This is a genomic window from Phyllobacterium sp. 21LDTY02-6 (assembly GCF_023554255.2).
Lineage (GTDB): Bacteria > Pseudomonadota > Alphaproteobacteria > Rhizobiales > Rhizobiaceae > Phyllobacterium.
This window is the reverse complement of sequence record NZ_JAMJWD020000005.1, coordinates 204,000-230,891: the sequence shown is the minus strand read 5'-3', so window position 1 is coordinate 230,891 and position 26,892 is coordinate 204,000. Positions and strand designations below refer to the sequence as shown.

30 protein-coding genes and 1 pseudogene are annotated in these 26,892 nt (G+C 57.6%); 15 read left to right on the top strand and 16 right to left on the bottom strand.

Going from position 1 to position 26,892, the window contains the following annotated elements:
• Positions 1-8 precede the first annotated feature (8 nt).
• The 5 genes from M8997_RS17765 to M8997_RS17745 form a co-directional block, all read right to left on the bottom strand.
• Positions 9-2,144, bottom strand: a complete 2,136-nt coding sequence (locus tag M8997_RS17765; protein ID WP_250015588.1) for a type VI secretion system Vgr family protein — start codon at positions 2,142-2,144, stop codon at positions 9-11.
• Positions 2,145-2,547: 403 nt separating this feature from the next.
• Entirely contained in the window at positions 2,548-3,369 is an 822-nt protein-coding gene (locus M8997_RS17760; protein ID WP_250015587.1) for a hypothetical protein, read from the bottom strand.
• A gap of 10 nt (positions 3,370-3,379) precedes the next feature.
• Positions 3,380-4,042, bottom strand: a complete 663-nt coding sequence (locus M8997_RS17755; RefSeq protein ID WP_250015586.1) for a hypothetical protein — start codon at positions 4,040-4,042, stop codon at positions 3,380-3,382.
• Position 4,043: 1 nt separating this feature from the next.
• Positions 4,044-5,066 (bottom strand): hypothetical protein, encoded by a 1,023-nt coding sequence (locus tag M8997_RS17750; RefSeq protein WP_250015585.1) that lies wholly within the window; start codon positions 5,064-5,066, stop codon positions 4,044-4,046.
• Between the two features lie 6 nt (positions 5,067-5,072).
• Positions 5,073-5,438: a PAAR domain-containing protein gene (locus M8997_RS17745; RefSeq protein ID WP_371929599.1), complete on the bottom strand. Its 366-nt coding sequence runs from the start codon at positions 5,436-5,438 to the stop codon at positions 5,073-5,075.
• Positions 5,439-5,803: 365 nt separating this feature from the next.
• On the opposite strand from M8997_RS17745, the gene M8997_RS17740 reads away from it, so the two are divergent.
• From M8997_RS17740 to M8997_RS17730, 3 genes are all read left to right on the top strand, one after another.
• Complete coding sequence (locus M8997_RS17740) at positions 5,804-6,694, top strand: alpha/beta fold hydrolase (RefSeq protein ID WP_371929607.1); 891 nt, start codon at positions 5,804-5,806, stop codon at positions 6,692-6,694.
• Positions 6,695-6,880: 186 nt separating this feature from the next.
• Positions 6,881-7,627: a DUF899 family protein gene (locus tag M8997_RS17735; RefSeq protein ID WP_250015583.1), complete on the top strand. Its 747-nt coding sequence runs from the start codon at positions 6,881-6,883 to the stop codon at positions 7,625-7,627.
• A gap of 52 nt (positions 7,628-7,679) precedes the next feature.
• Positions 7,680-8,672, top strand: a complete 993-nt coding sequence (locus M8997_RS17730; protein WP_256473361.1) for an acetylserotonin O-methyltransferase — start codon at positions 7,680-7,682, stop codon at positions 8,670-8,672.
• 116 nt (positions 8,673-8,788) lie between these two features.
• Here the strand turns inward: M8997_RS17730 and M8997_RS17725 are convergent, their stop codons facing one another.
• The 6 genes from M8997_RS17725 to M8997_RS17700 form a co-directional block, all read right to left on the bottom strand.
• Complete coding sequence (locus tag M8997_RS17725; protein ID WP_250015578.1) at positions 8,789-9,250, bottom strand: cupin domain-containing protein; 462 nt, start codon at positions 9,248-9,250, stop codon at positions 8,789-8,791.
• A 53-nt stretch (positions 9,251-9,303) separates the two neighbouring features.
• Positions 9,304-10,371, bottom strand: a complete 1,068-nt coding sequence (locus tag M8997_RS17720) for a sorbosone dehydrogenase family protein (RefSeq protein ID WP_371929598.1) — start codon at positions 10,369-10,371, stop codon at positions 9,304-9,306.
• 66 nt (positions 10,372-10,437) lie between these two features.
• Positions 10,438-10,812 carry a DUF2255 family protein gene (locus M8997_RS17715; protein ID WP_250015576.1) on the bottom strand — a complete coding sequence of 125 codons (375 nt, stop codon included), beginning with the start codon at positions 10,810-10,812 and terminating at the stop codon, positions 10,438-10,440.
• Positions 10,813-10,870: 58 nt separating this feature from the next.
• The gene (locus M8997_RS17710; RefSeq protein ID WP_250015574.1) at positions 10,871-11,224 is read right to left on the bottom strand and encodes a cyclophilin-like fold protein; all 354 of its coding nucleotides are present in this window, start codon (positions 11,222-11,224) and stop codon (positions 10,871-10,873) included.
• Positions 11,225-11,388: 164 nt separating this feature from the next.
• A complete protein-coding gene (locus M8997_RS17705) occupies positions 11,389-12,168 on the bottom strand; it encodes a carboxymuconolactone decarboxylase family protein (protein WP_250015572.1) in 780 nt (259 codons plus the stop codon).
• A 146-nt stretch (positions 12,169-12,314) separates the two neighbouring features.
• Positions 12,315-12,707: a putative quinol monooxygenase gene (locus M8997_RS17700; protein ID WP_250015569.1), complete on the bottom strand. Its 393-nt coding sequence runs from the start codon at positions 12,705-12,707 to the stop codon at positions 12,315-12,317.
• A 132-nt stretch (positions 12,708-12,839) separates the two neighbouring features.
• Here M8997_RS17700 and M8997_RS17695 point away from each other — a divergent pair, with 132 nt between their 5' ends.
• Positions 12,840-13,727, top strand: coding sequence for a LysR family transcriptional regulator (locus M8997_RS17695; protein ID WP_250015567.1), 888 nt, complete (start codon positions 12,840-12,842; stop codon positions 13,725-13,727).
• 96 nt (positions 13,728-13,823) lie between these two features.
• On the opposite strand, the gene M8997_RS17690 is transcribed toward M8997_RS17695, so the two are convergent.
• The 4 genes from M8997_RS17690 to M8997_RS17675 form a co-directional block, all read right to left on the bottom strand.
• Positions 13,824-13,982, bottom strand: a complete 159-nt coding sequence (locus M8997_RS17690) for a hypothetical protein (protein ID WP_250015565.1) — start codon at positions 13,980-13,982, stop codon at positions 13,824-13,826.
• Positions 13,979-14,269, bottom strand: a complete 291-nt coding sequence (locus tag M8997_RS17685) for a hypothetical protein (protein ID WP_250015563.1) — start codon at positions 14,267-14,269, stop codon at positions 13,979-13,981. The genes M8997_RS17690 and M8997_RS17685 overlap by 4 nt, the downstream gene beginning before the upstream one ends.
• A gap of 108 nt (positions 14,270-14,377) precedes the next feature.
• A complete protein-coding gene (locus M8997_RS17680; RefSeq protein ID WP_250015561.1) occupies positions 14,378-15,304 on the bottom strand; it encodes an FAD:protein FMN transferase in 927 nt (308 codons plus the stop codon).
• A 6-nt stretch (positions 15,305-15,310) separates the two neighbouring features.
• Positions 15,311-15,925 carry an aldo/keto reductase gene (locus tag M8997_RS17675; RefSeq protein ID WP_250015559.1) on the bottom strand — a complete coding sequence of 205 codons (615 nt, stop codon included), beginning with the start codon at positions 15,923-15,925 and terminating at the stop codon, positions 15,311-15,313.
• On the opposite strand from M8997_RS17675, the gene M8997_RS17670 reads away from it, so the two are divergent.
• The 11 genes and pseudogenes from M8997_RS17670 (at position 15,915) to M8997_RS17620 (ending at position 26,189) form a co-directional block, all read left to right on the top strand.
• Complete coding sequence (locus M8997_RS17670) at positions 15,915-16,205, top strand: SDR family oxidoreductase (protein ID WP_250015557.1); 291 nt, start codon at positions 15,915-15,917, stop codon at positions 16,203-16,205. The genes M8997_RS17675 and M8997_RS17670 overlap by 11 nt on opposite strands.
• Before the next feature lie 11 nt (positions 16,206-16,216).
• Complete coding sequence (locus M8997_RS17665) at positions 16,217-16,957, top strand: SDR family oxidoreductase (RefSeq protein WP_250015555.1); 741 nt, start codon at positions 16,217-16,219, stop codon at positions 16,955-16,957.
• Positions 16,958-17,196: 239 nt separating this feature from the next.
• Positions 17,197-18,333: a transporter substrate-binding domain-containing protein gene (locus tag M8997_RS17660; RefSeq protein ID WP_371929606.1), complete on the top strand. Its 1,137-nt coding sequence runs from the start codon at positions 17,197-17,199 to the stop codon at positions 18,331-18,333.
• Positions 18,330-18,911, top strand: coding sequence for an ANTAR domain-containing response regulator (locus M8997_RS17655; protein ID WP_250015552.1), 582 nt, complete (start codon positions 18,330-18,332; stop codon positions 18,909-18,911). Before M8997_RS17660 ends, M8997_RS17655 begins: the two co-directional genes overlap by 4 nt.
• A complete protein-coding gene (locus tag M8997_RS17650) occupies positions 18,911-19,759 on the top strand; it encodes an ABC transporter permease (RefSeq protein ID WP_250015551.1) in 849 nt (282 codons plus the stop codon). Before M8997_RS17655 ends, M8997_RS17650 begins: the two co-directional genes overlap by 1 nt.
• A gap of 1 nt (position 19,760) precedes the next feature.
• Entirely contained in the window at positions 19,761-20,681 is a 921-nt protein-coding gene (locus M8997_RS17645; RefSeq protein WP_250015550.1) for an ABC transporter permease, read from the top strand.
• A gap of 28 nt (positions 20,682-20,709) precedes the next feature.
• On the top strand, positions 20,710-22,329 hold the full coding sequence (locus M8997_RS17640) for an ABC transporter substrate-binding protein (RefSeq protein ID WP_250015549.1): 1,620 nt from the start codon (positions 20,710-20,712) through the stop codon (positions 22,327-22,329).
• A gap of 68 nt (positions 22,330-22,397) precedes the next feature.
• Positions 22,398-23,342, top strand: a complete 945-nt coding sequence (locus tag M8997_RS17635) for an acetamidase/formamidase family protein (protein WP_250015548.1) — start codon at positions 22,398-22,400, stop codon at positions 23,340-23,342.
• Positions 23,339-25,021, top strand: a complete 1,683-nt coding sequence (locus M8997_RS17630; RefSeq protein WP_250015547.1) for a dipeptide ABC transporter ATP-binding protein — start codon at positions 23,339-23,341, stop codon at positions 25,019-25,021. Before M8997_RS17635 ends, M8997_RS17630 begins: the two co-directional genes overlap by 4 nt.
• Before the next feature lie 159 nt (positions 25,022-25,180).
• A pseudogene (locus tag M8997_RS17625) lies at positions 25,181-25,393 on the top strand (transporter substrate-binding domain-containing protein); the annotation flags it as partial.
• 397 nt (positions 25,394-25,790) lie between these two features.
• On the top strand, positions 25,791-26,189 hold the full coding sequence (locus tag M8997_RS17620; protein WP_250015546.1) for a VOC family protein: 399 nt from the start codon (positions 25,791-25,793) through the stop codon (positions 26,187-26,189).
• A 62-nt stretch (positions 26,190-26,251) separates the two neighbouring features.
• Here M8997_RS17620 and M8997_RS17615 read toward each other — a convergent pair whose 3' ends face one another.
• On the bottom strand, positions 26,252-26,815 hold the full coding sequence (locus tag M8997_RS17615; protein ID WP_250015544.1) for a class I SAM-dependent methyltransferase: 564 nt from the start codon (positions 26,813-26,815) through the stop codon (positions 26,252-26,254).
• Positions 26,816-26,892 lie beyond the last annotated feature (77 nt).

The following is a 26,892-nucleotide window of genomic DNA, read 5'->3' as shown; positions in this document are numbered from 1 at the left end:
CGAGGCCCTCAGTTGAGGTCAATACGACCAGCTTTTACCTTCATGACCTCATCCTCCTTGATCAAAAGCTTGACGCCTTCAATTATTATGGTGCCGTCTCGTTCCATGAGAATGCGCGACTTGCCACAGACGATCTCATATTTATGGCCCACGACAGTCACCTTGGTCTGCCCAACCTCTTCCCAGGTGCCGACCGCGACGCTTTCGTTCTTCACGCCACCCACGGTGAGCTGATAGCCGCCGCCGACTGTAGTGGCCTTTGCTGCTCCGACAATTTCTGTCGATGATACCATGACAGTCTCGGCTTTGTTTTTGCCGACGCCGATGACCAGATTGCCTTCACCCATATTAGCGATGTCGGGAACACCCAGCTTGTTGGCGAGCCCGGAAATCTTGTCGGTCAGCGCCTTGAAGGCGCCCGTCACCGCTTTTTGCAGTATATTCGGCCCGACCATCAGCGTCATGTTGCCGCCAATCACCTCGTGGTGGTTGTTGCCGACTTCGATCGATTTGTTGTGTCCGACAGATTCCGACTGGTTGTTGTCGACGCGCTTCGAACGGTTGTTCTCGATGTGAAGTGTGTGATCCTTCTGTGCGTGAAGATAGATTTCTTCCCTGTCGCGCTCGTCTTCAAATGACAACTCGTTGAAACCTGTGCCCTTATGTGTGTTGGTCCGGAACACACTCTTGGTCTTGTTGGCAGGAAGCTCGTAGGGCACCTTGTTCGTCGGATTGGGCACGATTCCTGTGATCAATGGCCTATCCGGATCGCCATCGATGAAGGTCACCAGAACTTCCATCGCGATTCTTGGGATTATCTGTCCACCCCAACCGCCTCCGGCCCAGTTCTGTGCAACCCTGATCCATTTGGTGTCGGTCCCGTCCTTTTTGGCGCGGTCTCTTTGCCAGGGGAACCAGAGCTTCACGCAACCATCAGGGTCAACGTGGATTTCCTCCCCCGCAGGGCCAGCCACAACCGCAATTTGTGTTCCCTCGATGCGCTGTTTGCGTGTCGTACGGTGCGGAGTGAGCGGTACGCGCGAGGGGATCGCCTCGAAGCTATTACGGTATTCCGGTTCCGAGTCGCTCGTTTCGTAGGAGCGGTCCACGATCAGGTGCTCGGCGGAAATAATGACGTGCTCTTCGTATTTCGCGTCGGGATTGGCCGCATCATAGGGCTGGAAGCGTCGTCCCGCTTCAAGCGTGCGCACGTTCGATGTGCCGGTGACACGCTCGTGATCCGCCTCGGTTGCCTGCATCCGCAGCTTCTCAACGCGTTCTACTTCCTCATTGGTTATCGCTTGAGCCGGCCACTCGAATATTTCGCGCTTGTGATTGTCGGGCAGATCGACCAGAGTTGGTGTCGTGCTGCGCGGAATGGTGCCAAACGTCTTGTAGTTCCAGTCCGCGCCTGTCCTGACACCTGGCACATAGGCAAAGCGCCGCGACCATTCGCGGATATGATTGTGATCCGAGCTTCCCTGGGCAAGCCGCACTCTACTCTCGCCCCTTGCTGCAGCCGACGGTTTCAGCCAACCCGAGGCATGATCCGCCACATGCAGCGTGTGCGCTCCATCGTCAAAGCTGAACCACCAATGCAATCCATCCTGTTCGAGACGGCGCATCAGATAGTTGAAATCGCTTTCATTGAACTGGGTTGAGTAATGGATAGGGGGAAGTGGATTGATCACGGCGGAACTATCCGCATGCTTGAGGCCATGCTCCTTCAGTAGGGTATCGAGCACATCGAGACTGGTTTGATCCATCCAGATCCTCGAATCCCGCGTCTGTGACAGCAGCCAGAGACTGGGTCGGAGGATGATATGATAGGAGCGTAGGCTGCGTGTTACTGCCGGTCCTTCGTGCAGTTCGGTCACGATACCACTGAAGGGCCTGTAGATTGACTCTTCCTTGTCTTCGTCCTGGCCAATGTCGACTTCGACACCAACGAGGTGACCGATCAACTCCTCGGGCTTGATCGTCTGTTTGGAGCGCACCGCGATCTCGATCTCGAAGAGCCGGTTAACGCCTTCGCTGATCCGCGCGCGTTCGGGCAGCAGAACGTCCTTGCCCAAAGGTGACGTTATACGCAGTACGCGCGAAGCTTGGACAACTTCCGTGGAAAAGCTGGGCATCTCGTTCATCGGCAACTTCCTGGGCGCATACCGTCGGCCGTTCGGCTGAACCTCAGTTCAGGTTCAGCTGGAACGTGCGGCGACCGTAACTAATACAACTAGAGTTGGCAACCCGGCTCGAAACGATTACAGATTGCCCTTCTGATCTACGTGTTCGGTTCCAACATGTGACGGCGTAGCTTGACGATAACGACCTTCAATTTCGCTGCCTCTGGAAGCAACCGCACCATATTGCGTCCGCACTGTTCTTCTCAGCGTACGATTTCAGCAGAGCCTGTTCCGACCTAAATAATATCTCAGCCGGGCAGGGATTGCCGCATACGATCAGTACGGCTAAGCCGGGCATTGCTGGTGATGGCGCCGACAAGTCTCAACGATATCTATAATGCGATAGGCAAGCCGACGGCAGCATTTACCAGTCTCGCTTAAGCTTATCGAAATCAGGGATGTTGTCGATGTCGATGGCCTCGTCGATAGGTTGTACATCATTCCAATCTACAAATTCAAACCAGCCTCTATCATCGGCTTGAATGTGGTCCGTTAAATCGGAAAACAGCGTTTCCTTCTCGGGTGCCGTCAGGAAATCGTGATGAGCTCGCCACCAACGACGGAAATAGACGACGTCCATATCGAGGCCGAAGAAGAGGGAAGGGGCGGCTTCCTGATTTACGAAGTACACATCCCAGAGATAGTCATCCCATCTGGTGCGCTTGCCGGCAAGCCACTGTTCCTCGGAAGCTTCGACGCGCTGTTTGAATGCCTGGGAGGGTCGGGCAACATGGTCACGGTAAGTGGCGATGAAAGCATCAAACCGGTTGGAGGGTAGACGTGTGGATTTTTTCCCCGATCCTCGCACCCAATCGTGCAGGGTATCCCTCCATTTCAGGTATGGTCCGATATTCTGCTTCTCACGTGGCTGGTCTACCGGAGTAAGGTGCTCCTGCATGGCCGCATGCCAAAGGATCAGACGCTCCGGATCTTCGCCGCCCTTCCGAAGCGCCTCGAGGAAGCCATCGAAAGCTTGAAAGGACAGTTTTTCATCCGCATCCGGGGGAATTGTGGCGCGCACCTCGAAATAGTGCTTTGCCTGAGATTGCATGAAGGCTCGGTTCCGAACCGGCATGCACAGCTCGTCATCAAATTCGACCGCCTGATCGCTGACGACCCAATGCAGTTCGATTTGAAAGGCAAATTCTTTCGTAAGGTACTGCGGATAAGGATAGGGATCAGACATAGTTTTCTCCTCAGAGCCCCGGTCGGATGATACGCAGGAGATCGCCCAGATTGCCGGTGTCGCGCAAGTTGGTAAAATTCAGACAATCGGGATGGTCGCGACCCTTCCACGAGATGGTCTCAGGGGTCCAGCCTATTCTTCGGCTCAATATGTTATTGATCACCAGCCGCTCCTTGCGACTCAGCAACTGCGCGGGATTGCAGCGCGCCCTGTTCATCTTTTCCACGCCGCCTTTCACTCTGTTAAAAGCGCCTTGAAGGCCCTGAATGTGATTGTTAAACCCAACAGTTCCCGGGCCATGGGCTCCGCACATCTGCTCTACCATGCGATTGAGATAACCATGAAAGCCGCCTGATGCACCCGGCAGGCGCTTGTTCTGGTATAGCCCTTCCTTGACATCGCCGGCTGCCTCCTGACACTCCGGCGGGGGATCGCAGGTCGTACACGCGTCAACGGCATCGCCTTGAGCCGCATTCTCTTCTGCACCTTCATTGGCTTGCTCCATCATGGCGGCATCATCGCGGCCAATGCCGGCGATGGCATTGCCGAGCTGGCGCATGCTTTCCTCGCGCTCCTCTCTGCCCGGCGTTACAACATGAGCAGTTCCGACAACTGCTGTACCTATGAGGCCCTCAACAATCCAGGGAATGGCCGGAAGAAACCAAGCAACCATATTATAGCTCCTTCAATTGCTTGGTGGTTTCACGCATAAGAATATCTACCCGTTCGTTGGGGTCAGGACTGGATTTCTGTGCCATGATAAAATCACGTAGTCCCGGCACGGTTTCCAGGTTTCCCTGTGTGAAGAGCTGCATGTAGCACCATTTGCGCAGCTGCGGCTCTCGGGTTACTCGGTATCCGAGAGCCGATTTCAGCCAGACGCGTACCATGGTCTCCAGTTGCTTCTCCGAGATGGCAGAAGCCCTCTCCTTACCGTATTTGCGTAGATATTCGACGGTTCGTGCCGTGAGCCAGTTGAATCGGCTTTGCTCGATATCAGCAACATTTCGTGTATCAAGGGCCAACGGACCAACGGACGCGGTGGCATCCCGCGGCCTGTCGACCCGCTTCAAACCGCCGCCCCACTCCTCATGGGGGGTGAATAGGATGGAGCGGGCCGGGCCGAGGAGGCGTGCACATTGATCCGTCCGTATTGCCGCCGTTACCTGTGCCATAACATTGGCATCGGCATGGCGGAAAGTGACGCGTTCTGGCGCCGTCTCTTCGGACTTGCTGCGAGGAATGAGTATTTGATTGATCGTGCGCAGATGTCGATAAAGGGCGACTTCCGTCAAATCAGCATCGCCGACCCAAAAGACGGCAGCGCGGCTATCTGTGACGATCTGCATTAGAGATGCGAGTTGTACGTTGGGATCGGCAGGTCGTCCAATGACGTCATCTTTCATCCGAACAGAATCTTCGCCGAACGGCTCATAAAGATCATCATCGTTGGGATGGAGGTAATAGAGATCAGCCAGCCAGGGGCCGCCGACCTTCAAGCCATAGTCGTCGCCGCGGTAAAGCGACCGATGCGCTATCGTAGCTGCAGCGAGTCGCGATGGCAGGTCATCAAAGAGGGCTCCTTCCAGGCCAGCATAGACACGCATTTCAGGGTTCGCAGCAAGCCATGACAGAACCTGATCCAGCCGTGCACGACTCTCCGGATTGACTTTGGCTTTCTCGGCTTCTTCCGTCACGCGCGATCAGCTTTTCAAGGAGGGAGATGCTGCTACCGTCGAGCCAGATTGACAGGGGGTGGATTTTGCACCCGCATCGCCGATGAAAACGTTCGGCGATCCCTGTGCGGCCTTACCGCCACAGTCTATAGCATCGCCAATCCGACCAGCCGGTTGTCCATTGATAAATACGGTCGACGAGCCCTTGGCCAGCGCACGGCCGTGAGAGGGCTCTGGACAAGATGAGCACCCATGTGCCTGATAGCTGTCGCCGACACGCATCAGCGGCTTGCCGTTAACAAAGACATTCGGGCTTCCTCCCGTGGCGGCGGAGGGGGGGAAATGGCAGGCATGGCCGGAACCGATATCTCCGCGACGATGGGCTGGCGGCAAGTTGCTGTCTCCTGATCATTCTGAAAACAAAGATCTGCACGAATGAATAGCAACGCTAAACAATCAAACTAGAGTTTGCAACTACTGCTCGACATCTGCCCCTAGCAAGTGAGCTATGGGACGACAGCGGCATCTCGGACAGCCAATCCTTACGTTGTGCGATCGCTCCCGCCAGCGCTTCCTTTGCGTCATCTTCATATCACTGCATCGATGGGCGGGTCCGCTCTCACGGCTGCCGTGCATCCGGCTTTCATTGCCCGCGTCGGAAATCGTTATTCAGTCCAAAGGCCGCAACGGGCGGGGAACTCTAGGGCGCGACTTCGTTTATCGTACCTGGCAAGATAGGCTTCGACCCGGTCGGGGTGCTGACCCTGGAAGAACGATATGTGCGCGCCGCTTTCCGGATACCGGATAGGTTTCAGCAGGTCGGCGAGGTCAATGTTTTCTACCGCGAGGCGGGAGCAAAGGATGCACCGGTCCTTTTGCTGCTGCACGGCTTCCCGACGTCGAGCCACATGTTCCGGGACCTCATACCGCAACTGGCTGACAATTATCATGTGATTGCGCCAGATCTCCCCGGTTTCGGATATACGTCGGCCCCGCCGCGTGGAATGTTCGAATACACATTCGACAACTTGGCTAAGGTCATCGGCGGTTTTGTCGACGCGTTGGGATTGAAAGAATATGCGCTTTACATCTTCGATTATGGTGCGCCGGTAGGGCTGAGGCTTGCAGTTGCTCATCCTGAGCGCGTGACCGCTCTGATCAGTCAGAATGGCAACGCCTACCTCGAGGGGTTCAGCGATGAGTGGGATGCCTGGCGGGCCTATTGGCAGGATGATACGCCGGAAAATCGCGAGGCGTGCCGCTCAGCGCTTTCGGCCGAAGTCATCGAAAACTGGCAGTACCGAACCGGCGCGAACCCACGCCTGCTCAGCCCCGATGGATATATGCTGGACATTGCCCTCATGGCCCGTCCTGGTGCAGAAGAGATCCAGCTGGACCTCATTCACGACTATGCCAGCAATATCGAGCGGTACCCGGAATTCCAGTCGTATTTTCGCGAACATCAACCACCCTTTCTCGCCGTATGGGGCCGGCATGATCCTGCGTTCATACCCGCAGGCGCCGAAGCCTACAAACGTGACCTTCCTGACGGGCAGGTCCATTTCCTGGATACAGGTCATTTTGCGCTCGAAACCCATTCAACGGAGGTCGCAAGTATCATCAGGAGCTTTCTAAGACAGCACCTTTGAAGGGTCCGAGTTGAACCCATCGTTGGGTTAGCCGTTAATGCACCGGAGTTTCGAGACTGGATTGGATCGGCTGTGCTTGTGAACGGCATTGGCATCAGAATGCCGTCACACTTGTAACTCTCACCCTTCGATTTCGTGTTCTAATCTATACTCACGGTTATCTGCAGGTCATAGGAGGAGACGATCATGCCTAGTAGGAAACGTGATAACGGAATTCCAAAGATCGTAGAGCGCGCCACGTTCCAGGCAGAACTGGACGCATTGCGTGTTCGAGAGAAGTCCCACATGAGAGCAGGTGATGCCATCGCGGCCTCCCGCCGCCGACTTCCCATGGTGGCGGTGGACGGGGCGACGCCGCTTGTCGGGGAGCGCGGAACGATGACGCTGCTGGACGCCTTCGAGGGACGCCAGTTGCTCATTGCCTACTACTATATGTGGTTCAACGGCCGACCCGCGCCGGAGCAATGCGAGGGCTGTACCTTCTTCACCGCCCAGGTTCGTGAGCTTTCCCATATCCATTCGCGCGACGTTACCTACGCTACCTTCTGCCAGGGTTCCTATGACGAAAGTGTCCTCTATCGCGACTTCATGGGCTGGAAAATGCCATGGTATTCGGTAGAGATTTCGGCCGACACGCTGCTCGCCGGCCGCCGGCCAGGCATGATGTACCTCATCTGCTATCTCCGGCAGGGATCGGACGTATTCGAGACCTATTGGACGACCCGTCGCGGCGTCGAGGCGATGGACAACACTTACCGCCTGCTCGACCTGGCGGTCTATGGACGGCAGGAGGATTGGGAAGACTCGCCCGCCGGTTGGCCACAGCATTGGGGCGAAAACAACCATCCTTTTCGTCGCGACGGCCGGCCAATCTCTCAATGGCAGCGCTTGGAGGCTGGGCATTCCGATGATCTGGGCACGCGCAGCTCATGACATCGCCTGAGCGATTTCCGCGCGAGCTTGGTGAACCGGTCCGCGAAAGTAGATGATCATGAATTCTGATCGCATCGACAATCTGATGGCGTCCGTGCCTCGCGCTCTGGCGGTTCGCGCCGCGCTGGACCTTGGCATCTTCACCCTGCTCGGAGACAGGGCGATGACCGCCAAAGGCCTTGGAGCAGCGCTCGAGATTGATCCGGATCGTCTGTCACGGCTTCTATACGCATTGGCCAGCATCGATCTTCTCGAGATCAGCGCTGATCAGTTTCGCAACGGGGTCGAAGCCTCTGCCTATCTTGATGCGACCAAGCCGACCTATCGCGGCGCCGATCATGCGCTGCTGCGGGAGCTCTGGGGAGCAGACCTTTTGACGGCCGACTCTCTGCGCCAGAACGGACCCGCCGCCCTGCATGATTTTTCCGACGCGGACCCCGCGGCCGCAGCGGCCTTCAACCGCAAGCTGGCACCTGGTGCGCTGAATTTCGGCCGACAATTGGCGAGCGCAATGGACTTCTCTCGCGTCCGTTCGGTCATAGACATCGGTGGGGGTCCCGGAACAATTCTCGTCGGCCTTCGCGAATCCTGGCCGCATATCGTCGCAACAGTAATGGAGCTAACGACCGTCGCGGCGATAACGGCGGACATCCTGGCGGAATATGGCGCCCGCGACATCGCTGTCGAAGTGGGGGACATATGTGCGGCACCCTCCACCGGCCGACACGATCTGGCGATCCTGAAGGCCGTCGTGCAGGTTCTTCCGCCCGACCGGGCGCGAAGTTCGATTTTGAATGCGGCGCGCTGCCTCACACCCGGGGGTGAGATTATGATTGCGGGATGGGGGGTCGTTGATGATGATCGACTTGGACCGCCCGAGGGAGTCTTTCTGAACCTGACCTTTCTGAACCTCTATCGTCATGGCGAAGCCTATGCCGAAGCTCAGTATCGCGCGTGGATGACAGAAGCCGGATTCAGGGACATTACGAGGTCACGCCTCGGCGACGGCTCTACATTGTTTCGCGCGCACCTTGGTCGCGACTGATCAGGATCCCACGTCGCGACGATTGCAGATCAGGTCATGCTGCAACATCAGTCACACGCGATCGAAGTCGTCGACTCCGGGTTTCGATCAGCGCTTCGGTGTACTATTGCTAATAGCTACGGTGCGAACTCTTCATCTGTGACGAGCTTGCCCCATTCGACGTTCTTGCCGTCCTTCATGTAGGAAATCGCGATGTGGCCCATGCCGGTCTTGTCGGTTGCCCCATGCCAATGATTGACGCCGACCGGAATCCAGACGACATCTCCCGGATTGATCTCCCGCTTTTCACTTCCCTCCTGCTGAACCCACCCCTTGCCCGAAGTGACGATCAGCATCTGGCCGGCGGGATGCGTGTGCCAAGCGGTACGAGCGCCTGGAGCGAAGGTTACATGACCGCCTGTGCCATGCGTGAACTCGTTCGCCGGAAACAGCGAGTTGACGACGACGTGCCCACTGAACAAATTGGCGTCGCCTAGCGCGGATGGTGCCGACGCATTCGGTGTGATCTCGATGGCCTGCGCATGGGCAATCGCCGTCGACAGCGTGACAAGCGATGCGGCTGCAATCAGCTTCTTCATTTCGGTTCCTTTCCCATGGTGGTCGAAGACTTCGGGGGTTGCCGCAGCTGTGGTCATCGCTGCGCAGATAGTCTGACCAGCCGATCCTTTGAAGGTCCTTGCCCTCGTGGAGATCGATTGGTGGTAATGATGAGGAGATCGTCGCCGACCGGCAGCACATGCCGGACACGCTCACCCAGGTTGACTACGGGCTGGAGCGCTCGGTTTTGCCGATCGAGCACATAAAGCCCGCGGCCCTGCAGGGCCGTTACCAGCAGCTCGTTGCCGGCGAAAGCAATCCCCGATGGCGCCCAGGTGTCATCTCCCGAATGGAGGAACGGCTTCTGCATTCCCTCCTGGGCTTCGTCGCCCGAGATGACAGGCCAGCCGTAATTGGCGCCGGGCGTAATCAAATTGATCTCATCGAGAGCGGCCTGACCGTGTTCGGCGACAAACAACTCACCGTCGGCATTCCACGCCAATCCTTGCGCATTGCGGTGGCCATAGGAATAGACAAACGAGCCTTGAAACGGGTTGTCTTCTGGAATGCCGCCGTCGAGCGTCAGGCGGAGAACCTTGCCAGCGAGGCTTTTGAGGTCCTGGGGGCGCTCATAGTTTTCGGTCCAGCCTGTCGTGACATAGAGATGGCCGTCGGGGCCGATGGCAATTCGACCGCCATTGTAAAGCCGGTGGCCAGGAATGGCGTCAACGAGCACAGCGGTTTCACGCCACGTATTCCCGTCAAATTTGGCAGCAACGACCCGGTTGGCTGGCTCCAACCCGGATGAATAGGAATAATAGAAAAAGGCCCGACCGCTGTCGGCGAAATCCGGCGCAAGCGCTATGCCAAGCAGTCCCGCACCGCCTTCGGTTCTCAACGGATCGGTTGTTTCGAGAGCGGACCGCTGAACTTTCCCGTTCTCGATAATCACAACGGACCCGGCTTTTTCGGTGAGGATCAGCCGTTTGCCATCGCGAACAATGTCCCAGGGGTAATCCAGACCATCGGCGAGGACGCTGGACGTCCACGCACTCTCACTATGATTCAGAATTGGCGTAGAGGCATCCTGCGCCATCGAAGAGCCAGGCGCGCAGCTTCCTGCCAGCAAGACCAAAAGAGTTGCGTAAAAGTGCTTAGTCATGCCTGTCCTTCTGTTCTCCGCAATGGGCGTACCCTTGTGCTTCGTCAGCCCGTACGCCGTTGACCCTCAACCCTTTGGGGTAATTTTTACGGTTGCCGCGCGGGCGCGTTCACCGATCATCGGCGCGAGATAGCGGCTCGTGGCGTATTTGCGGCGGTATGCTTCGTCGATGCGATCGTTGAGAGCGCCATCGCCCGGTTCGAAGGCCACTTCCCTGGTCATGCCGGCGGCTGTGATGCGGCCTGCCTTCTGACGGATCGCGGCCTGATACCAGCGCGATTTCTGGCCATTATAGCCGCGAACATAGAGCCCGCCGTCCACGACAACCGACCAGATCCAGGTCAGCGTGCCGTAGGTGGTGCCGTCTTCGCGGAGCGGCGCGATATGCAGGTCGTCGCTTTCAGCTATCTTGTGCAGTTCATCTTCGGGCCATGTGTTCATTGCAAGTACTCCCTGAATTTGGGCGCTTGATCGCGTGTGTCCATGTCCGTCGTGCGCGCTAGTCTTTCGCTTGTTCGACGGTGACTGCGGCAGAGCCGGTAATGCGTAGTGCCTCGATGCCCTGGTCGATATGCCCGAGTTTCACGAGACCGGGCGAATGGCGGAAATCCTTGTGAAACAGAGCAAGATTGCCCCACGGCGCGTAATAGGTGACGTCACCGGCCTTGGGATCGATTCCCGACGGAGCTCCCTGCGTGCTGAGCTTCCGTGGCAAATAGGCGATCTTCTCGGTCGCTGCAAAATCCTCAAGCGTGACAGTCAGCGGCAGCATGGCGATGAAATCGCGCGTTGTAGCATTGTCTTCGAGGGTTGCCGTCACGACCGTCCCGTTGAGCGTGAATCTGACCTTCATGGCTGCCTCATTGGTCTGGGCGTGAGCTGCGTGGGCGACGAGTGTCTGCAGCGTCGCTGCGAAGAGGATTCCGCGAGCAAGTGACACCGCAGCACCCGGCATTGTGCTCGTTCGAGGTATGTTTGAACCAGTCCACGACTTTACCATCCTTTGGCCGCCCCGGATTAGCTGCGGCGCTTTTCAAAGATGGCCTTGGCAACCGGCAGCGCCGACATCGCGTTAGGCCAGCCGGCGTAGAATGCCAGATGGGTGATGACTTCGGCGGCTTGCTCTTCGGTCAGCCCGTTGTCCATGGCTTTGTTCAGGTGGAAGGCGATCTGTTCAACCTGACCGACCGAGATCAGCGCGGCGACCGTGACAAGGCTGCGATCCCGCGGCGCCAGATCGGGGCGCAGCCATAGGTCACGGAAGAGATAGTCGGTCGTGTACTGAACGAGGCCGGGAGCAACGCTGCCGAACTGGTTGCCGACAGTGGTGGCGCGTTGTGCTTCCACCTGTTCGTCCAGCGGCAGAGGCGGAGATTCGACGGCTGCGAGCTGATCCGGGCCGATGCCTCGCTTGGCAAAAGCTTCGCTCACGGGACCGACCGTGGCCATCGCCTTTCCCCAGCCGGAATAATAGGCGAGATGCGTGATCGCCTCCGAAATCTCGGATGGCTTCACGCCGTTCTCAAGCGCCTGATCGGCGTAGTAGGTGAGAGCCGGGGCTTCTCCTCGCGCGATCAGCGCGGCAATCGTAACGAGGCTGCGATCGCGCCGATCGAGACCGGGACGCTGCCAGACGTCGCCGTAGAGGCGTTGCTGCGTGTACTCTTCGAGAGCGGGCGCCACTGAACGAACCTGATCGGGCGAGAAACGGCGGCCTTCGAGATTGGGCTGTTGAGCTCCTGCATCCGAGGCAGTCATCATAACAACTCCCATGAGTGGTGCGATTAGATGTTTCATCCGGGTCTCCTGAAATTCCTGGCCGGCAGTTGCTATGAGAGATACATTCAACTGTGGTCGAACTGGTTTTCGGTGATGGGATCACTCCGGGCCAAAGCTTTGACAGGGGAGATCGCTTCATTACGCACACCCTCCGCTTCTCTCGTTCAACGCTGCCTGGCACTGAGCTGGAAATTGTCTGTGTCGAAAAGCTTGCGGGAGGTGATCATGTCCTTGGTGGTCTCGACATATTTCCTGAAATGCGGAGATTCGCGGTGGGAATCGTAGGCAGCCTCGTCCGTATACATCTCGAAGAACCTGAGGTGGTTGGGTTTGCCTTTGATCGACACCGCGTAGAGCGCAAGGACGCCTGGCTCGACGCGGATGGATGCTTCCATCTCCTCCTTCACGGCAGCCGAGTAGGCGGCCATCTGCGCCGGATCGATTTCCAGCTCCGCGATCCGGATCACCGGACCCTCGGCCTCTTGTGCCATCGCCGGCTGGACGGCAAGCGGAGCGATGATCGAAGCGGCGATGACGAGAAGGCCTTTCAAGCTCATAAAACGGCTCCAATTGCTGCTTTTGGTTTGCGAAGAGGCCAGTGCCTCTTCTGTGTGAGGAGACATATAGACCTTGTCGTTTGTTTCGATTAGACGCTAATATGAGATTGAACTTATACCTAAGGTCAATGAATGCAGCGGGAAGAACTTGGAGACCTGATGGCCTTCCTGGCGGTGGCCGAGGAGAAAAGCTTCACCAAGGCCGCCGCCCGGCTTGGCACGTCCCAGTCATCGCTCAGTTTGATTATTAAACGTCTGGAGGCACGGCTCGGAGTTCGGCTGCTGACCCGAACGACGCGGAGCGTTGCCCCAACGGCTGCGGGAGAACAGTTGTTTTCCACCCTTGCGCCCGCGTTCGGCACTATCGATGCCCAACTATCGGCGCTCAGCGAATTCAGGGACAAGCCGGCGGGAAGCTTCAGGATTACCGCCGGCCAGCATGCAATCGACACCATACTTTGGCCCAAGCTTTCCGCATTCCTCCTCGAGTATCCTGACATCAAGGTCGAACTCATCGCAGAGTCTGCATTGACCGACATCGTGGCCGAGCGCTTCGATGCCGGGGTTCGGCTAGGCGACCAGGTCGAGAAAGACATGATTGCAGTCCGCATCGGGCCGCTGGCGCGAATGATCGTCGTTGGTGCGCCGTCCTGCTTTAGGGACCAGCCGCCGCCGAAGTCGCCGCAGGAACTGACGGCGCACCGCTGCATCAACCTGCGGCTGCCGAGCTATGGCGGATTCTATGCTTGGGAGTTCGAACGAGACGGAGGCGAAATTCGGGTGAGGGTGGACGGTCAGGTGGCATTCAACGGGGTTCCCCAGATTGTGAAAGCTGCCCTGGACGGATATGGCCTCACCTACGTTCACGAAGACGTCGTTCGGGAGTATCTTGATGACGGGCGGCTTGTGCAGGTCCTCGACGATTGGACGCCGCCGTTTCCCGGATACCATCTCTATTACCCCTCGCGCCGGCACCATTCGCCCGCGTTCACCTTGCTGGTCGAGGCATTGAAAGAGTGATCGAACGGCACCAGGTCAGCCTTTCAGTTGACCTCTTTGAGCGTCTTTTTTGAGATTCCGCGAAGGCGCACTCTAAATGCCTTGGGCCTGGCTTACCTACTCCTCCAAACGGCGACGCTTTGCGCCACCGCGGCCAACTTCGCCAGCAGCAACGGCGGCAAGATTGGCGCGAATTTCGGCTTCCGTACTCCTGTTGTGTTTTTTCGCTCGGGCGGCATGGAAGCCGTCACGGATGACGATCGTCATCGCCGTCATCTACGTGCAGCCTGTTCCTTTATCTTCCGGATGGCATCATTGAACCCCTTCGGCGTGCCACTGGAACCAGCCAGCTTGCCGACCTTGACCTGATCGATGCGCTTGCCGATCACGACCTTCGGCACCGCGACGGCGAAGGCGCGCTGCAGCTCGAGAGAGCGGCGAACGTAGGCATGTGGAGTCACGGTCACGGCAGTGATGATACCGTCCTTGAGCCACGCCCTGACGGTGATGTGCGATGGTTGGCCGCCGTAATCTCCTGTCGCCGTGTAGACCCCCGTCGGCATATTGGGCGGGCCTGGCGCTTTGTGCTTCCGCTGCTCCGGCAAGCGTCATCGTCAGGGCGGTCGTCACGAGAATGTTCCTTGTCTGGTGTCGCATCGTGTTTCCTTGTCTCAAGTAAAGACTTCGCCATCGAAGTTGTCCGAAACCTCGACGCGCCCGTCGGCGAACATACGGACAAAGGAGAAGTCGAACGTCGTCATCAGTTGTGTGGGCGAGCCGAAGAACAGTGCCGTAGCGAGCCCGTCGGCAGTTGCCGTGTCGGCCGCGATGGCCCAAGTGGCGATGACATCCATCGTCGGCCGTCCGGTTCGACCATCAAGGACATGATGGAGGCCTTTGCCCCACCGCCGGCGATTTGATGCGGACGCGCAGATCGAGGCATTTCTCAGGTTGGCGACTCCGATCACCATGCTTGGATCGAAAGGATGTTCGAGGCCGACATCGAGTGCGGTGCTTCCGCGATGGCGCATATCCCCGCTGCCATCGACGATGAAGCCTTCGATACCCTCGGATGCGAGAAGCCCGGTGACGAGATCGATGAGGCTCCCTTTACCTACGGCTCCTACATCGACGACGAGCGGAGCTCGTGTCGTTATCGTCCTGCCCGAGCGCATAACGTCCTGGCACCAGACCAGGCGGTGTCTCGATATCAACTCCACCGCATCTTCGTCAGGCGTTAGCGAGTAACTAGCGTCATATCCGAGAAGCTCGAGGTCGCGACCGACGAGCGGATCGACCGCCCGATCCGTCGCGGCATGAAGTTGGTCGTAAATCTCGAACATCGGGACTGCATCAGCCGGGAAGCTGAACGTTCCGCCATCGACAGCTTTCGCAATTCGCGTGACGATGGAGTCATGGGGGAACCGCGAATAGACGCTGTCGAAACGCTCGACCAGATCGAGGATTTGGTCCTTCGTCGCCGGCTCCAGTGGCGCAGGCGTGTCGATCTCCCAGGACGTGCCTATGGCATCGAACTCGAAACGGGAGGTCAGCAGCCCGGCACACGGCGGCCTTGTTTTAGAGCTTGCGCGTGCCAAGCCACTTCACCATTGCCGATCGCGATGATCGAAGAAGCTACTGGCGTTCTCGTCAAGCGAACCAATTGCGGCGACGTCTTCCTGATCGAGCTCGAAGTTGAATATCGAAAAGTTCTCGGCCATCCGCTCTTTGCGCACGGACTTCGGGATAGCCACGATGTTGCGTTGGATCAGCCACCGGAGCACGACCTGCGCGATGCTTTTGCCATGCTTCTTACCAATCGACCCCAAGAGTTCGTTCGTGAACAGCCCGTTCTTTCCCTCCGCGAAAGGACCCCATGCTTCGGGCTGAACGTTGTATTCCTGAAGCAGCTTCTGCGCCTCGTCCTGGTGATGGAACGGATGGATTTCGATCTGATTGACCGCGGGGACGACCTCATTGTGGAGCACGAAATCCAGCAGGCGGTCGGGATAGAAGTTGCCAACGCCGATGGCGCGGACGCGGCCTGCCTTGTACAGCTCTTCCATTGCCCGCCATGCCCCGTAGACGTCGCCGTAAGGCTGGTGGATGAGCCAGAGGTCCAGATAGTCGAGCTGCAGCTTGTTCAAGGAACGTTCGAAAGCGGCCTTGGCACCCTCATAGGTCGCGTCCTCGATCCAGAGCTTGGTCGTGACAAACAATTCGCTTCGATCAATGCCGACAAAGGTGATCGCTGTCGAGTATGGCGACCGCGGCGTTCGTGCCAATGCCGTCGCGCCGGGCGTGATCGAGACAGATATCCTGGAGGGAATTGTAGCCGACAGTCGCACCACCCTGGCGAGCTATGGCCCATCCCATCCACTAGGTCGCGTCGGTCAGCCACAAGACATTGCCGAGATCATCGCCTTCCTCGCCTCTCCAGCTTCTGCCTTCATGACCGGCACCATGGTCATGGCCGATGGCGGCTACACCGCACTGTGAAAGGACTATCGATGCCATCAATTCTCATCATTGGGGCCGAACGTGGCCTTGGTCTCGGCCTCGCCGAAACACTAAACGCCATGGGCTGGGCCGTCACCGGAACTGCACGTGCAGGCGCTGATACAACCGCATTGCAGTCGGTTGCGCGAGTTGCTCATGTGGACGTAACACAGGCGGATCAGGTCAAGGTATTGCGCAGCGAAATTGGAGACTCGTTTGACGTCATCTTTCTGGTCGCAGGCATTTTCGGGCCGCTACACAATTCAGTGACTGAAGCGACGGACGCCGAGTTCTCAGAGATCATGCTGACCAACTGCTTCGGTCCGATCCGGTTGGCGCACCGACTGCTGGACCGCTTGTCTCCTAACGGTACGTTGGCGGTGATGTCATCACACCGTGCCAGTATCACGCTGAATACCGAGCCCGGCTTAAAGCTGGACCTATACCGGGCCAGCAAGGCGGCACTGAATATACTCGCCCGCACCATTCATGCGGATCATCCCGAGCTGACCGTGCTGTCAATCCATCCTGGCTGGGCAGCCACCGCTATGGGCACGCTGGACGGCACCGTCGACGCGGAGATATCCGTCGAGGAAAGTGTAAAAGGTATGGCGCAGGTTCTTACCAACCACGCAGGAACACGACAGAACCTGTATCTGGACTGGCAGGGAAACGTCCTGCCCTGGTCGCCAGGCAGACCCTTAGTGCGGATTGGGCTTTGGTCTCAATATAAACACTCCCCCACGGTTTAACCCACATTGAAATCAAACGAAGGGAGATGCCATGACTCGTATCGAATACCAGTTGCATGCGAGGCCGCGCACCGATCGATTCACACTTGACAAGAATTGCTTGCCCGTATTTTAATCATGCCTGCAGATTGAGCAAATCGTCTGTAATCACATGACTTCGATGGTCGAAGGGCAGTTTCGCCCCATGACGCCCCATCCTTGATGGGATACTGCGTCGTGGGGCTTTTGGTATTGGCAGGCTGATGGACGCGGTAAAAATCGGCATACTCTATTCGACAACCGGCCCGTACGGGGCGATGGGGCGCGAATCGCGTGACGGCGCCGAATTTGCCATCGGAGAGTTGCGCGCTGCGCATGGCAATCTGGTCCAGCCGGTATTCATCGATCCGCATGGCGCAATCCCAGAATATCTCGAAGGCGCGCGTTCAATGCTGCGCGATTCCGATTGTCGCCACATTGTTGGAACGATCACGTCTCTGGCGCGCAAAGAAGTCATTCCGCTCGTGGAAAAACACGACGGTCTGCTTTGGTATATGTGCCCCTATGAGGGCTTCGAGGCCAACGAGAATGTCATCTATACCGGCGCTTGTCCCAATCAGCATCTTATTCCTCTTTTCGAATATCTCCTTCCCCGTTATGGCAAGCGGCCTTACCTCCTCGGCGCCAATTATGTCTGGGGCTGGGAGATGAACAGGCTCTCGCGTGAACTGATCAACGAGTCGGGGGGTGAGATTCTTGGCGAGCGTTATTTGCCATTCGAAGAAACCGCGGTCGAGCGCATCGTCAATGACATCGAACAGCGCAGGCCAAGTTTCGTCCTCAGCAATCTTATTGGTCCGGCAAGCTATGCGTTCCTGAAAGCCTTCAAGCTGCTTGGAGATCGCGACCCGGCCTTCAAGCCCGAAAACTGCCCCGTTGTCAGTTGCGACCTGACGGAATGCGAACTCGGCGAAGTCGGTCGTGGCGTCGCAACGGGACAATTGTCGGTAGCTTCGTACTTCGACAGCCTCAACACACCTGAAAATCTGGCATTCAAGGCGCGCCTCGCAAAGCGCTTCGGAACGGAGCGGCGTATTTCCAATTTCTTCGCCAGCGCTTATTCGGCCGTAAAAATGTGCGGTGAAGCCATCCTGGCCTCCGGAACGGACGACCCGCAAATAGTTCTTCGCCGATTGTCGGGAGCGCCCCTATCGACAGTGCATGGCGATATTCGCATCGATGGCGAAACCAATCATGCAGCGTTGCCATTTCATCTGGGCCGGATCACCACCGACAATGGGTTTGATATCATCGCATCACGGCCCGCAATTGCGGCCGATCCCTATCTAACTGGACGCAGGAAGCGCCCAGCACCAAAATTACGGATCGTGTCATGAGGGAAACGCCGAATTTTACGGGATGGCGCGTCACGGTCTTGCATCGTCCGGAGGCTGCAACAGAGCGGTTATCGCGCCAGCTGAAGCTGTTGGGTTTTCACGTGACAATCCAGTGGACCCCTCTCGATGTCGACGAACTCCCGGACATGATTCTCGTTGATGCGGATCAGGGATGGGACAACCTTCTGCCATGGAGTGGAGCCAGCGCACCCCGGCCAGTTGTCGCACTTCTCGGGTCGGAAGCGCCGGGCCGCATCGCCTGGCTCATGGAACACGGCTCTTGCACAATCATATCCAAGCCGATCACTGCGTCGGCCATCTACCCTGCACTGGTTATGGCAGTGAGCATCCACACGGAGCGTGAAACGGTTCGCAACAGGCTCCTGCATCTCGAAGAGCGTATTCGCCTCCGCCCGTTGGTTCATGCCGCGGTACAGAAAATCATGGCGGCGCGCCAAACTGACGAAGAGCATGCCTACAGCATCTTGCGCAACTGCGCGATGCAGAGACGGCTGCCAATGGAACAGGTCGCCGCCTCGATTATCGGCGGCGCAGAGCCCCTCCCGGAGGCCGGTTGATGGACGTACTAAAAGCCATGTTGCGCCAACCTGCAGCGCTTTTCGGATTCATTGTCGTTGTGACGGTCGTGGCAATGGCGATCGCAGCGCCTCTTATTGCGCCCTATAGCCCTGACAATCAGATGTTCGACGGCCTGACGCTTGAAGGAGCTCCGATGCCGCCGAGCGGCCAATTTCTACTCGGAACCGATACGCTTGGGCGTGATTTGTTTTCTCGGATGCTTTTCGGTGCTCGCACATCTTTGGTCATCGGTCTCGTCGCCAACGGAATCGCCGTCGCGATCGGATTGTTCATCGGTATTCTCTCCGGGTATCTGCGCGGCATCGTTGGCGGGCTACTCATGCGCTTTACAGATTTGATGATGGCATTTCCCGCCCTTCTTCTCGCTATCGTACTCGCGGCATTGCTTCGACCCAGCCTGTGGATCGTCGCGATGGTTATAGCATTGGTGAACTGGGTGCAGGTAGCGCGGATCGTCTATACGGAGACGCGAGGCCTGGTCGAACGGGATTTCATACTCGCAGAACGGTCGCTCGGTGCGGGACATTTGCGCATTTTGTTCATGCACATTCTCCCACATCTGATCCCGACAGCAATTGTCTGGGGAACGCTTGGCATTGCAACGACCGTGCTGCTGGAAGCAACGTTGTCATTTCTCGGCATCGGGGTGCAGCCGCCGCAGCCGTCCTGGGGCAATATCATTTTCGAAAGCCAGAGTTATTTTCAAGCGGCACCGTGGCTTGTGTTCTTTCCTGGCGCGATCATTCTTTTGACGGCACTTTCATTCAATCTCGTCGGCGATGCATTGCGCGACATCCTCGATCCGACGCAGCGAGGGCGCGGTTGATATGGTACTCCTCGTTCTGCGCCGCCTTGTGCAAACCGCGTTGATCTTGCTTGGTGTTGCGGCGATCACGTTCCTGCTGCTTTATGCCCTGCCAGCCGACCCGGCACGGATGATCGCCGGTCGCAGTGCGACCGCACAGACGGTTGCCAATATCCGGCGTGAGCTTGGTCTTGACCAACCATTGCTGGTTCAATTCTGGGCCTATCTGCAGGGTATCGCACATGGTGATCTTGGCCGCTCCTATGCGCAGAAAACAGATGTAGGCTCTTTGATAGCGGCCCGTATCCCAGCCACACTTGTTTTGATGGCGGCAGGCATTCTGCTGGAAGTCGTCCTTGGGCTCACATTCGGCATCATTGCAGCGCTTCGCCGCGGAGGCGTGATCGACAGGGCCGTCATGATGGCATCGTTTATTGGTGTTTCCGCTCCCCAATTCGTCGTTGCCCTGCTCCTTCTTTATGTATTTGCAGTGACACTTGGCTGGTTCCCGATGAGCGGGTTCGGTACGCCAGCGCATGTGGTTTTGCCGGCAATGACACTTGGTATTCTTGGCGCGGGCTGGTACGCACGCATGGTACGCTCGGCCATGATCGACGTCCTCAATCAGGATTACGTCAGGACCGCCCGCGCCAAGGGTCTATCGTCCGCGCGGATTATCCTGCGGCATGCCCTCCCGAATGCCATGCTGCCCATCATTGCGATGATCGGAATTGATATTGGCCAGTTCATGGGCGGCGTTGTGGTTGTCGAAGCCGTTTATGGATGGCCCGGTATCGGTCAGCTCGCCTGGCAGGCGATACAGCAGGTCGATATCCCGATCATCATGGGCGTGACGCTCGTTTCAGCGCTCGCCATCGTCCTCGGCAATCTTGTAGCGGACACTATTGCACCGCTTATCGATCCGCGCATTCGCGCACGCTAAATTCTGACAATCAAAAAAGGGGAACAAAATGTTCAAAAGCTGGCTTCGAAACACAACAATTGCGACGGTACTCGCGCTTGCGCCATTGCCTTCGTTTGCGCAGGATACGCCACAACAAGGCGGCGATATCATCGTTACCTATAAGGACGACATCGCCACCCTTGATCCAGCGATCGGGTACGACTGGGTCAACTGGTCGATGATCAAGAGTCTCTATTCGCGGCTGATGGATTATGAACCGGGGACGGCCAATCTGGTTCCATCGCTCGCCGAAACGTTCGAGGTTTCGGATGATGGCCTCACTTACACCTTCAAGCTTCGCAAGGGTGTGAAGTTTACGAACGGCCGGGAAGTCGTGGCCTCCGATGTGAAGTATTCGATCGAACGGGCTGTAAATCCAAAGACTCAAGGACCAGGCGCCGGTTTTTTCGGGGCGATCAAGGGGTTTGAAGACGTCACAGCTGGCAAGACGACGACGTTGGAGGGTATTACAGCGCCAGATGATTCGACGGTAACCTTCCACCTGTCCCGGCCAGACGCCACGTTCCTCCACGTCCTCGCAATCAATTTTGCTTCCGTTGTTCCGCATGAGGCAGTCGAGGCCGCGGGCGGGGATTTTGGCAAGAAACCAGTCGGTTCTGGTACGTTTATCCTTAAGGATTGGACAATTGGCCAGCACCTCGTCTTTGAACGCAATCCGGATTATTTCGTCAAGGACATGCCTCACATCGACAAGTTTACGGTCGAAGTGGGCCAAGAGCCGCTTGTGGCACTGTTACGGCTGCAGAAGGGCGAAGTTGACATCGCCGGCGACGGCATACCTCCAGCCAAGTTTCTCGAGATCAAGAACTCTGCCGACGGTCCGAAGATGATTGTGGACGGGCAACAACTTCAAACCGGATACATTACGTTGAACACGAAGGTGAAGCCTCTCGACAACCTTAAGGTTCGCCAGGCGCTCAACATGGCAATCAATAAGGATCGCATTACGCGCATCCTGAATGGTCGTGCAACGGCGGCGAGCCAGCCGCTTCCGCCGCTGATGCCGGGCTATGACAAGAGCTTTACCGGCTATGCCTATGATGTTGAAAAGGCCAAGGCGCTGTTGGCGGAAGCGGGGTTCCCAACCGGCTTCGAAACCGTGCTCTACTCCACCAACACAGATCCCCAGCCGCGGATAGCACAGGCAGTTCAGCAAGATTTGGCGGCTGTCGGCGTGAAGGCCGAAGTTCGCGCCTTGGCGCAAGCCAACGTTATCGCTGCAGGCGGGACCGAGGGTGAAGCACCAATGATCTGGTCCGGCGGTATGGCCTGGATCGCAGACTTTCCGGACCCGTCGAATTTCTACGGACCAATCCTCGGCTGCTCCGGCGCCGTAGCTGGTGGGTGGAATTGGTCCTGGTATTGCAATCAGGATATCGACAAGCGGGCCGTTGCTGCGGATTCGATGTCTGATCCGGCCAAGGTGGCCGAACGCTCGGCCACATGGGGCAAGATATTCACGGATATCATGGCCGATGCTCCCTGGATTCCGCTTATCAACGAGCGTCGCGTCGTTGCCAAGTCGCTGCGCATGGGCGGGGCCGATAACATCTATATCGATCCAACACGCGTCATCAACTACGACGCCATCTACGTGAAGCAGTAATCGCATTTCGCGTGATCCCCGGGCGGAAAAGGTCCGGGGATTGAGACTCAATCATCTGGAGAACTGCCATGTGCGTTGCCTGCACCCACACCATCCATCGCGCGAGACATCATTTCGGTTGGAACCGCGACTTCGAGCCTGCTCTTGTCGCCAAGGCCGGCGAGACAATCCATTTTGAATGTCTGGACTCCTCCGGTGGACAACTCGGCAAGGGTGCAACGCTTGAAACGCTTGCCAATCTCGACTTCGGCAAGATCAATCCCGTTACGGGTCCAGTCTACGTGGAGGGAGCCGTACCAGGTGATGCGCTAAAGGTTACACTTCGCCGCTTCGTTCCTTCAGGTCTCGGCTGGACCGCTAATATTCCAGGATTCGGCCTGCTTGCAGATCAGTTTGAGGAACCAGCTTTGCATATGTGGACGTATGACCCTGTCGCCATGACACCGGCGCTTTATGGTCCGGGTGGGCGCGTTCCCCTGAAGCCCTTTGCCGGCACTATCGGCGTTGCTCCCGCCGAACCTGGATTGCACTCGGTGGTGCCACCGCGGCAGGTTGGTGGCAATCTCGATATCCGAGATCTGACGGCCGGCGTAACGCTTTATCTTCCAGTGGAAGTCGAAGGCGCGCTGTTTTCGATTGGCGACACGCATGCGGCGCAGGGCGATGGCGAAGTTTGCGGAACGGCCATCGAAAGCCAAATGGAAGTCGAGGCCACTATCGAACTCGTCAAGGACGCCAGGTTGAAAAGTCCACGGTTTACGACGACAGAGCCTGTCACCCGCCATCTTGATGGTGCGGGCTATGAGGTGACGACAGGTATTGGACCTGATCTTATGACAGGGGCCCGCGAAAGCCTGATGCGTATGATCGATCTGCTGGGTGCCGAGCACGATCTGAACCCGATCGACGCCTATCTGCTCTGCTCGGCCTGCGGCGATCTGCGGATCAGCGAAATCGTTGACGCGCCCAACTGGGTGGTTTCGTTCTACTTCCCGAGGATCGTGTTCGCGTGAAACCTGTTGCACCAGTACCTGTGCCAATCCTGTCAGTACGTGATCTGTGTGTGGACGCCCGCACGCCGGAAGGTCGACGGCATGTTCTTCAGGACGTCAGTTTTGATCTCATTCTCGGCGAGACATTGTGTATTGCCGGAGAATCCGGCTCCGGCAAATCCGTAACATCGCTGTCGATCATGCAATTGCTGCCCAAGGCCTCGCTCCAAATCGCCTCGGGCAGCATCAAACTTGCCGACCGCGAATTGACCAACCTTTCAAACCACGCGATGAGGAGCATACGCGGCGGCGATGTCGCCATGGTTTTTCAGGAGCCGATGACGTCGCTCAATCCTGTGCTTTCAATCGGAGCGCAACTTACCGAAGCGATCCGTGAGCATCAGGGGACCGAGGGCGACAAGGCTGAAACGATAGCACGGCAAATGCTCGACGCGGTTCATATCACCGAGCCGGGCCGCCGCCTGAAGCAATATCCGCATGAACTCTCCGGTGGCATGCGCCAACGGGTCATGATCGCGATGGCTCTTTCATGCAGACCAAAGGTCCTGATTGCCGACGAGCCGACGACAGCGCTCGATGTCACTGTACAGGCGCAGATCCTCAAATTGATGCGGGAATTGAAGCGGGAATTCGGGGCGTCGATCATTCTGATTACCCATGATATGGGTGTGGTCGCCGAGATGGCTGACCGCGTTGCAATCATGCAGAACGGACGGATCATTGAGCAAGGCAGTGCCCTGACGGTGTTCGAACGTCCGACGGAGCTGTACACGAGACAACTGCTTGCCGCCGTTCCTCACCTTGGCGCCCATGCCGGGACGGACGGACCACCTCGCGTCGGTTCTGATGTTGCACACGGGGAAGTGCCAGACCGTTCGCCAATCCTCCTTGTACGCAATCTTAACGTTACTTATGGGACTCCGACGCGTTGGCTATTCAAGGGCAAGCCACCAGTGTCCGCTGTTACAGACGTATCATTCGAGCTTCGTCCAGGCGAAACGCTTGGCCTTGTTGGAGAAAGCGGCTCAGGCAAATCGACGACCGGCAAGGCCGTACTCGGCCTGATCCCATTCACCGGCGATGTGGTGATCGATGGAAAGCATATTGGCGGCCTGAGCGCGCGCCAGATGCAGCCCATCCGCCGCTCCGCGCAGATGATCTTTCAGGATCCATACGCGTCGCTGGACCCGCGTATGGCTGTCGGTGCTGCGATAGCGGAACCTTTGATTATTCATGGTCTCGCCAACAAGAGCGAGCGAGAGGATCGCATCGCTGAACTGCTCCGCCGTGTCGGCCTGCAGGCTGATGCCGCCAGCCGCTATCCGCACGAATTTTCCGGTGGTCAACGCCAGCGTATCTGCATTGCGCGCGCCCTTGCCCTGGAGCCAAAGCTCATCATTGCAGACGAAAGCGTGGCCGCGCTCGATGTATCGGTGCGGGCTCGCGTTCTCGATCTGATGCTCGAATTGCAGGAAACGATGGGATTGGCCTACCTCTTCATCTCGCATGACATGGCCGTGATTGAGCGCATGTCGCATAATGTCGTCGTCATGAGAGCGGGCCGGATAGTTGAGACGGGCAAGCGGCGCGAGGTTTTCGAAACGCCAAAGGACGAATACACCCGCGCGTTGATGGCAGCCGTGCCCATTCCCGACCCGCGTGCCCGCAAGATAATCTGATCTTACCCTGGACCTTGAGTCTAAGAACCGCGCGATACCCTTCGCTCGCCGGTAGTCGGACTGAGGAGCAGGACAAATCTGAAAAATCTCTGGGCAAGTCCGCGACTTTCGCTACGCTGGCGAGGAAGCACAAGATGCTTCACCAAAAGAGGATGGAACATGAAGAAACGAATATTGGTAACTGCTTTGGCCGCTGTCGCTTTTGCATCATGTGCTGGCGCTCAGGAGATCCGCATCGCAACCGAGGGTGCTTACCCGCCATTCAATTCCCTTAAAGCCGATGGTACGCTCGAGGGGTTCGACGTCGACATTGCCAATGCGCTGTGTGCGGAAATGAAATCGACGTGCACCATAGTTGCGCAAGATTGGGACGAACTCACTGCATAATTGCGTCCGGCGGTAAGCGGAGCTTCCTCCTAACCGATATTTGCAACACATCCGTCCAAACAGGCCGGCATCTTCCCGACGGAACTGGTTCGGGCTTTCGTATCCCACGCCATAGGCAATCGAAGTTGCGGAATCCTGACCGGCTATCAGTTGGGAGCGCGCGTGAGCGTCATCGGGTTCATCGGCCTGATGGCGGGATGTCGAGCGACTTTTGATCGGTGAGGATGACTGCTGCTTCCCGCCGGCAAGCGTGCTGAGGGGAGCGGCCATCATGTCGCTGGCCGTGTGACACCTGCTGACATCATGGTGGCAACTTGATTGCGCTACAAGCGGGCCATGCACAAGCTGTCATCAACGCTCCGGCGATATCAAAGGAAAAATCATGAAATTCGCGTCCGTCCGTCTCATCGCCGCCGATATCAAAGCCATGGTGGCGTTCTATGAGATGATGACAGAAACAGCTGCCACCTGGCTCGCGCCGCAGTTCGCCGAAATTGTCACCGCTGGTGGCACCTTGGCAATCGGCAGTGCGGAGACAGTGGCACTGTTCAGCCCGGGGAGTTCGGAGCCGTGCGCTAACCGCACCGCGATCCTCGAATTCATGGTCGACGACATCGACGCTGCGTTCGAAAGGCTCAAAGATAAGGCTGATATAGTGCATGAGCCCAAGCTTTTGCCCTGGGGCAATCGCACATTCCAGGTCCGCGATCCCGAAGGCTCCGCCGTCAGCCTGTTTATGCCTTTTACCGATGCTGCAAAAGCGCGGTTCGGATCGCGCTAAGCCTGGCATACGCGATTGGCTTGCAACAGAGCCCGAGAATGTTGGGTTCTCGCACCGCGAGCTCAATGTCTGCGCCTGATCCTGTAAACCGCCGCGGGCGGAAGGTTGGCCAGCGTACCGCCGATCCGCACCGCCTCGAGGCCGAGATGATCAAGCAATCTGCGTGGAACCGGGCAACGGGGGCCATAGGTGAATTGATAGAAGGCGCCGTCCGGCGTCATCTTGCGGAACGCGCCTGTCAAAATCGCCATCACCTTCCGGGGCGGCATTGACAGCAAGGGCAGTCCGCTGACGACGGCGCCGGCCGGCCTCCCGCCGAAGATATCGATGGTCCTCAGGCGGGCGGCGTCCATCTGGAGCATGCGTGCTCGCGGATAATGGAGTTCGAGTGCGGCGGCGAATTCGGACCCGAACTCGACCAGGGCGAGGTCTTCCTGCCTGACGCCCCGAGCGATCAGGGCACGCGTGAACGCGCCGGTTCCAGGGCCCAATTCAATTACCGGCCCAGTATCATGAGAGATTTCGGAGGTAATCAGCTTGGCAAGCGTGCTCGATGATGGCGCAATGGCGGCGACGCGCATCGGGTTTTTAAGCCACGCCCGGAAGAAGCCGGCAGTTTCCGTCATGCGCTGGCAATGAGGCATGGACGCGGCTGTTGGGGCGTAGCTGTCAGGTGTTGGATCTTGCATGGAGTGATCTTTCT

Coding starts and splice junctions, on each gene's coding strand:
- M8997_RS17765 (WP_250015588.1), bottom strand. CDS start 2,144: ATGAACGAGATGCCCAGCTTTTCCACGGAAGTTGTCCAAGCTTCGCGC.
- M8997_RS17760 (WP_250015587.1), bottom strand. CDS start 3,369: ATGTCTGATCCCTATCCTTATCCGCAGTACCTTACGAAAGAATTTGCC.
- M8997_RS17755 (WP_250015586.1), bottom strand. CDS start 4,042: ATGGTTGCTTGGTTTCTTCCGGCCATTCCCTGGATTGTTGAGGGCCTC.
- M8997_RS17735 (WP_250015583.1), top strand. CDS start 6,881: ATGCCTAGTAGGAAACGTGATAACGGAATTCCAAAGATCGTAGAGCGC.
- M8997_RS17730 (WP_256473361.1), top strand. CDS start 7,680: ATGATCATGAATTCTGATCGCATCGACAATCTGATGGCGTCCGTGCCT.
- M8997_RS17725 (WP_250015578.1), bottom strand. CDS start 9,250: ATGAAGAAGCTGATTGCAGCCGCATCGCTTGTCACGCTGTCGACGGCG.
- M8997_RS17720 (WP_371929598.1), bottom strand. CDS start 10,371: ATGACTAAGCACTTTTACGCAACTCTTTTGGTCTTGCTGGCAGGAAGC.
- M8997_RS17715 (WP_250015576.1), bottom strand. CDS start 10,812: ATGAACACATGGCCCGAAGATGAACTGCACAAGATAGCTGAAAGCGAC.
- M8997_RS17710 (WP_250015574.1), bottom strand. CDS start 11,224: ATGAAGGTCAGATTCACGCTCAACGGGACGGTCGTGACGGCAACCCTC.
- M8997_RS17705 (WP_250015572.1), bottom strand. CDS start 12,168: ATGAAACATCTAATCGCACCACTCATGGGAGTTGTTATGATGACTGCC.
- M8997_RS17700 (WP_250015569.1), bottom strand. CDS start 12,707: ATGAGCTTGAAAGGCCTTCTCGTCATCGCCGCTTCGATCATCGCTCCG.
- M8997_RS17695 (WP_250015567.1), top strand. CDS start 12,840: ATGCAGCGGGAAGAACTTGGAGACCTGATGGCCTTCCTGGCGGTGGCC.
- M8997_RS17690 (WP_250015565.1), bottom strand. CDS start 13,982: ATGACGGCGATGACGATCGTCATCCGTGACGGCTTCCATGCCGCCCGA.
- M8997_RS17685 (WP_250015563.1), bottom strand. CDS start 14,269: ATGCCGACGGGGGTCTACACGGCGACAGGAGATTACGGCGGCCAACCA.
- M8997_RS17665 (WP_250015555.1), top strand. CDS start 16,217: ATGCCATCAATTCTCATCATTGGGGCCGAACGTGGCCTTGGTCTCGGC.
- M8997_RS17655 (WP_250015552.1), top strand. CDS start 18,330: ATGAGGGAAACGCCGAATTTTACGGGATGGCGCGTCACGGTCTTGCAT.
- M8997_RS17650 (WP_250015551.1), top strand. CDS start 18,911: ATGGACGTACTAAAAGCCATGTTGCGCCAACCTGCAGCGCTTTTCGGA.
- M8997_RS17645 (WP_250015550.1), top strand. CDS start 19,761: ATGGTACTCCTCGTTCTGCGCCGCCTTGTGCAAACCGCGTTGATCTTG.
- M8997_RS17640 (WP_250015549.1), top strand. CDS start 20,710: ATGTTCAAAAGCTGGCTTCGAAACACAACAATTGCGACGGTACTCGCG.
- M8997_RS17635 (WP_250015548.1), top strand. CDS start 22,398: ATGTGCGTTGCCTGCACCCACACCATCCATCGCGCGAGACATCATTTC.
- M8997_RS17620 (WP_250015546.1), top strand. CDS start 25,791: ATGAAATTCGCGTCCGTCCGTCTCATCGCCGCCGATATCAAAGCCATG.
- M8997_RS17615 (WP_250015544.1), bottom strand. CDS start 26,815: ATGACGGAAACTGCCGGCTTCTTCCGGGCGTGGCTTAAAAACCCGATG.